The 5019-nt window shown below is 43.9% G+C and carries 2 protein-coding genes and 5 tRNA genes; 1 reads left to right on the plus strand and 6 read right to left on the minus strand.

Features of this window, described 5'->3' with window-relative positions:
* Nucleotides 1–604 precede the first annotated feature (604 nt).
* A complete protein-coding gene (locus NB463_RS15270; RefSeq protein ID WP_258432122.1) occupies nt 605–2041 on the plus strand; it encodes an NAD-dependent succinate-semialdehyde dehydrogenase in 1437 nt (478 codons plus the stop codon).
* Nucleotides 2042–2324: 283 nt separating this feature from the next.
* Here the strand turns inward: NB463_RS15270 and NB463_RS15275 are convergent.
* The 6 genes from NB463_RS15275 to NB463_RS15300 all read right to left on the minus strand — a co-directional run bounded on the left by NB463_RS15275 (nt 2325) and on the right by NB463_RS15300 (nt 4983).
* Nucleotides 2325–2400 (minus strand) — tRNA-Asn (locus NB463_RS15275).
* 15 nt (nt 2401–2415) lie between these two features.
* A tRNA-Thr gene (locus tag NB463_RS15280) sits at nt 2416–2491 on the minus strand.
* Nucleotides 2492–2531: 40 nt separating this feature from the next.
* A tRNA-Asn gene (locus NB463_RS15285) sits at nt 2532–2607 on the minus strand.
* Nucleotides 2608–2649: 42 nt separating this feature from the next.
* Nucleotides 2650–2725 (minus strand) — tRNA-Phe (locus NB463_RS15290).
* Between the two features lie 233 nt (nt 2726–2958).
* A complete protein-coding gene (locus NB463_RS15295) occupies nt 2959–4584 on the minus strand; it encodes a methyl-accepting chemotaxis protein (RefSeq protein WP_258432123.1) in 1626 nt (541 codons plus the stop codon).
* 323 nt (nt 4585–4907) lie between these two features.
* Nucleotides 4908–4983: transfer RNA gene (locus tag NB463_RS15300), tRNA-Asn, on the minus strand.
* Nucleotides 4984–5019 lie beyond the last annotated feature (36 nt).

Raw genomic sequence — 5019 nt, forward strand, 5'->3', positions numbered from 1 at the left:
CCGCCACTTATATTAAGCCCCAGTCGAAAGACTGGGGCTTTTTCGTTAATGCGAGTATATTTTCCCCTTCAATCGAATGAGTCCCGCGGAAAAGGCCTGTTAGTAGCCCAGAACCGCTGCACCTATATTAAGCTTCACTTGAAAGACTAAGACTTTTAGTATCTGTAATGCCAGCTTTCTCCGTAACCGAGTTGCACAATTCTAGTTGAATGTAACCTTGCTCATTTCTCTACAGATTCGAACCTATAGTAAATGCTGGAGATTGATGGGTTATATCGGTCATTAGACCAGAGAATGCGCATAAGCTAGCTCGTATTCTGCATTCTTGTCACTGCGTATTTCGTTAACGCTCCTCTCTAATAAGAGTTTTCTACTGCTACTTCGCAAATATTCATCGTTCTAGTGTTCTGGATAGTCCCTAGGAGAATGGATTGCTGGAGTTTGTTACCGCTAGTCTGATTTAGTCATTGGAAGAGAATGAGCGTCTAGACTGTTAAGAGAGTAAAGTCATTCTAACATTCATGTCTTTTAGAAAACTTTGTTTTCTTTGCTGATCTTGCTAGTAACGATTAACCTAAGAGGAGTTCTCGTAGGAGTAAGTTTGATGATGCAACAAATAAAAAATGAAACCTTGAAATCCGTATTTAAACAATGGTCTTCCGAAGAGGGAATTGTGGTCATCAACCCTGCAACTGAGCAAGAGTTAGTTCGATTAAAGCCCAGTGCTCTTGAGGAATTAGATGACATTATTGGTAAGTGTAAAACCGAGCAAATTCGCTGGGCAAAGTTAAGTGCTAAAGAGCGCTCTCGTCTCTTGAAAAAGTGGTATCAATTACTCTTTGATAATGCAGAAGACATTGCCACAATTATTACCTTAGAGCAGGGGAAACCATTAACCGAGAGTAAAGGGGAGGTGATGTATGGCGCCTCTTTTGTCGAGTGGTTCTCAGAAGAAGCCAAACGTGCTTATGGCGAAGTTATACCTGCCCCCACGACAGATCGACGTCTGTCTGCTATTCGCCAGCCTGTAGGGGTATGCGCTGCAATTACGCCGTGGAACTTCCCTATTGCGATGATTACAAGAAAAGCAGCACCAGCCCTGGCGGCAGGCTGTGGTATGCTGATTAAACCCTCTGAGCTTACTCCTCTTACTGCAATAGCTGTTGTTGAATTAGCTTATCAGGCAGGAATCCCAAAAGAACTGCTTCCTGTGGTGGTATCAGAGCAGGCAGCTGAGTTTGGCCAAGTACTAAGTACTGATCCTAGGATTAAGAAAGTTTCTTTTACGGGCTCTACGCGAGTCGGGAAGATTTTGATGAAACAAGCCAGTGACTCTGTCAAAGCGGTTTCGATGGAGTTAGGTGGTAATGCACCTTTTATTGTTTTTGACGATGCAGATTTAGATGCGGCGGCGGAAGGGCTTGTCGCTTCGAAGTTCCGTAATGCAGGGCAAACATGTGTTTGTACCAATCGGCTGTATGTCCATGAAGATGTAAAACAAGCTTTTATTGAAAAAGTATTGTCGGAGTTAAACAAATTACAGCTTGGTAATGGTTTAGAGAAAGGTGTCACATTAGGTCCTGTTATTACGATGGCTTCTAAACATCGCCTAGAGGCAGTGATCGATCAAGCCGTACAAGAAGGAGCTTCTATTGCCAACTCTCCGCAGAGACGCCCTGGGCGCTTTATGGAGCCCGTTCTTTTGGATAGCGTCAAGCAGCATATGTCGATTGTTCAGCAAGAGCTATTCGGGCCTGTATTACCTATTATTACCTTTGAGAATGATGAGCAAGTTCTCGGAATGGCGAATGACACAGAGTATGGTTTGGCTTGTTACTTCTACACGAATAACTTCAAGCGTATTGTTGCTTTCAGCGAAGGTCTGGAATACGGCATGGTTGGTGTCAATGAGGGGATTATTTCTACTGAGGTGGCCCCGTTTGGTGGAGTGAAAGAGTCAGGAGTTGGCCGAGAAGGTGCGAAACAAGGGCTCGATGAATATTTGGAGACAAAGTATATTTGTCTCGGTGGTTTAAGCTGAGTTGGTTGATTTAAGCAAAAAGCTGGGTTTTACCTGGCTTTTTTGATCTGGGAGATGTGTGCCACCCACTATGATTATTATTTATTGGTGAACATTACTTATGGTGGGACTATCGATAGAAAGCAGAGTTGTTGGTGAGCAGATATTCCACTCTAAGTTAAGCGATGCCTTCAAGGTAATGATCTAAACTCTGATTTTCTTTCCTGAGTGACATGAGTAGAAAAGAGTTTGACTTTAAACCAATGCAAAAAAGCCGTATCAAGAGATACGGCTTTTTCTAATATGGCTCCTCCTACTGGACTCGAACCAGTGACCTGCGGATTAACAGTCCGTCGCTCTACCAACTGAGCTAAGGAGGAACAAATTTTAATAAGTGGTGCCGACTACCGGAATCGAACTGGTGACCTACTGATTACAAGTCAGTTGCTCTACCTACTGAGCTAAGTCGGCACATTTTCGTTAATAAGTAATCGACTTACTAACTGAAAAATGGCTCCTCCTACTGGACTCGAACCAGTGACCTGCGGATTAACAGTCCGTCGCTCTACCAACTGAGCTAAGGAGGAATTGTCTTTTTATCGTGCTAAGCACCAACAATTAATAAATTGTGGTGCCCGGAGGCGGAATCGAACCACCGACACGAGGATTTTCAATCCTCTGCTCTACCGACTGAGCTATCCGGGCGACGAGGTGTATTAAACGGTTTTTCGGCTCTTAGGTCAACCATAAAATTAAAATAAAATATCGTTTGATGAAAATGTGCTCGGAGTGGGCTGTTTTTATGCATCTTTGATAAAAATCCGCCATCAACTAAGCTTTCTTTAATGGAGAAATAGGAGCTTGAAAGTAGAGTAAATGGATAAAAACAAAAAAAGCACGCTTGAAAACGTGCTTTATACTAAACAATTGACTTTAACCTAGTGCTTTACAGAGAACTTGTTTACCCAACCTTCTAGCTCATCCGCCAGCGAAGCTAAACTTTGAGTGCTTGATTGACTCTCCGTTACCACAGAGTTGAGCTGGCTTCCGCTTTCCTCGATAAGATTGACGCGAAGCGCAATATCATCGCTAACCTGAGTTTGTTCGGCTGCTGCAGTCGCGATCTGCTGACTCATTGCGGTGATAGATTCTAACGCCGTTACAATTTGCTGCAGAGCTTCAGAGGCATTCTTAGACTCTGTTACTGTGCCCTCACTGGTTTCTGCACACACTTCCATTGTGTAAATAGCGTTACGGGAACCTTCTTGCAGGTTGGAGATCATATGCTGAATCTCTTTAGTGCTATCTTGTGTTCGGCCTGCCAGGTTACGCACCTCGTCGGCAACAACGGCAAAGCCTCGACCTTGCTCTCCGGCACGTGCTGCTTCAATGGCAGCATTGAGTGCGAGTAAGTTTGTTTGCTCTGCAATATCGCCAATTACATCGAGCACTTTCACTATACTATTTACATCCTGATCTAGATCGGCGACCGCTTTACTTGCAGTATTTAATTGAGAAGCCAAACCTTGAATGTTTTCAACAGTACTGTGAATCAGCTTCTGAGTATGCTGACTTTGTTTATCGGCTTCGTCTGTGTTGTTTGCTGTATCACTTGCCGAGTTGGCAACATGGTTGGCTGAAGATGCCATTTCAGTCATCGCAGTGGCAATCATTGCTGTTGACTGCTGCTGAGATACGGTGAGATCGGCAATCGTATTTGAGCGAGATTCTACGGCAGATAGCTCAGCGCGCAGTGCGTGCATGGATTTCTCAAGGTTTGTCACCATGGTGGCTAGTGATTGACTCATATCTTGCACCGCACGATAGATACTTCCTCTCGGCGCCACTGCATCAAAACTGGTCTGAATGTCGCCTTGTGCGACAGCTTGAACGGCTTTGCGCACATCGTTTGGCTCTCCACCAAGTAGATTGAGCATCTTGCGAATCGAGATAATCAGGCCACCGAGAATACTCCCCGCGATAACTAAACACAGTACAAGCTGCCATTGAGCGGTAGCCCAGAAGCGAGCATTCACCTCATTAAAGCCGATCCCTGTACCTACAACCCAGCCCCAATGTGGTGTTTTCTCGGCAATAGAGTGTTTTTCTTCAATGCTTCCGTCGGCCTGCTTTTGACTCCAAGTATATTCGACGATTTGACCTGTTTTGCGCCCCAAAACATCTAAGATAAGTTGGCCGACGCTGTTGCCATCTCCATCACGAAAGTCGTGAAAGCTTGTTCCATGTAATTGAGGGTCAAGCGGAGCTGCAACAAAAATCATGTTCTCATCTGCGACATAAACGTATTCGTTGTCTTTGTAGATATTATTACGAAGTAGACGAGTGGCTAATGATTTCGCTTCGTCCTCTGGCATTTTGCCTTCGATAGCCATTTTTTCTACTTCGGTAAGAATGCTGTACGCACTTTTGAATAGCTCAGTAACCCGAGCTTTGTTATCAAGGTTACTTGCGACGCGAAGTGTCCATAAGCCCGTTGCGGTCAGTGCTAGGAGTGCTAGCAATATGATCGCAGATAATAAATAGGCTTGAGTTTTTAGTTTCATATTTGGCTCACAAATAAAGTGTCATCACTATGCAAGGCATAGCTAAAAGAAGAAATGTAATAACTCGGGCATCTTAGTGAAGATGAATATGAGCGCATACTAGTGCGTATTGAAATTATGATGAGGATTAAATTTTTAGCGTAAAATAAGTGTTTTTTAGAGATTGGGCTTAATATTTTGCGATGCTAGAAACAGAGAAACAGAGAAACAGAGAAACAGAGAAACAGAGAAACAGAGAAACAGAGAAACAGAGAAACTGGGGGAATGAAATGAACGTAGGGCAGATGCCAAAAAGCCGCATCAAAAGATGCGGCTTTTAAAAATGGCTCCTCCTACTGGACTCGAACCAGTGACCTGCGGATTAACAGTCCGTCGCTCTACCAACTGAGCTAAGGAGGAATTATTCGTGTATCGTGTTTAGCAATGACACCAAAT

It is taken from the genome of Vibrio sp. RM-41-2B (genome assembly GCF_024744415.1).
Classification (GTDB): domain Bacteria; phylum Pseudomonadota; class Gammaproteobacteria; order Enterobacterales; family Vibrionaceae; genus Vibrio; species Vibrio diabolicus.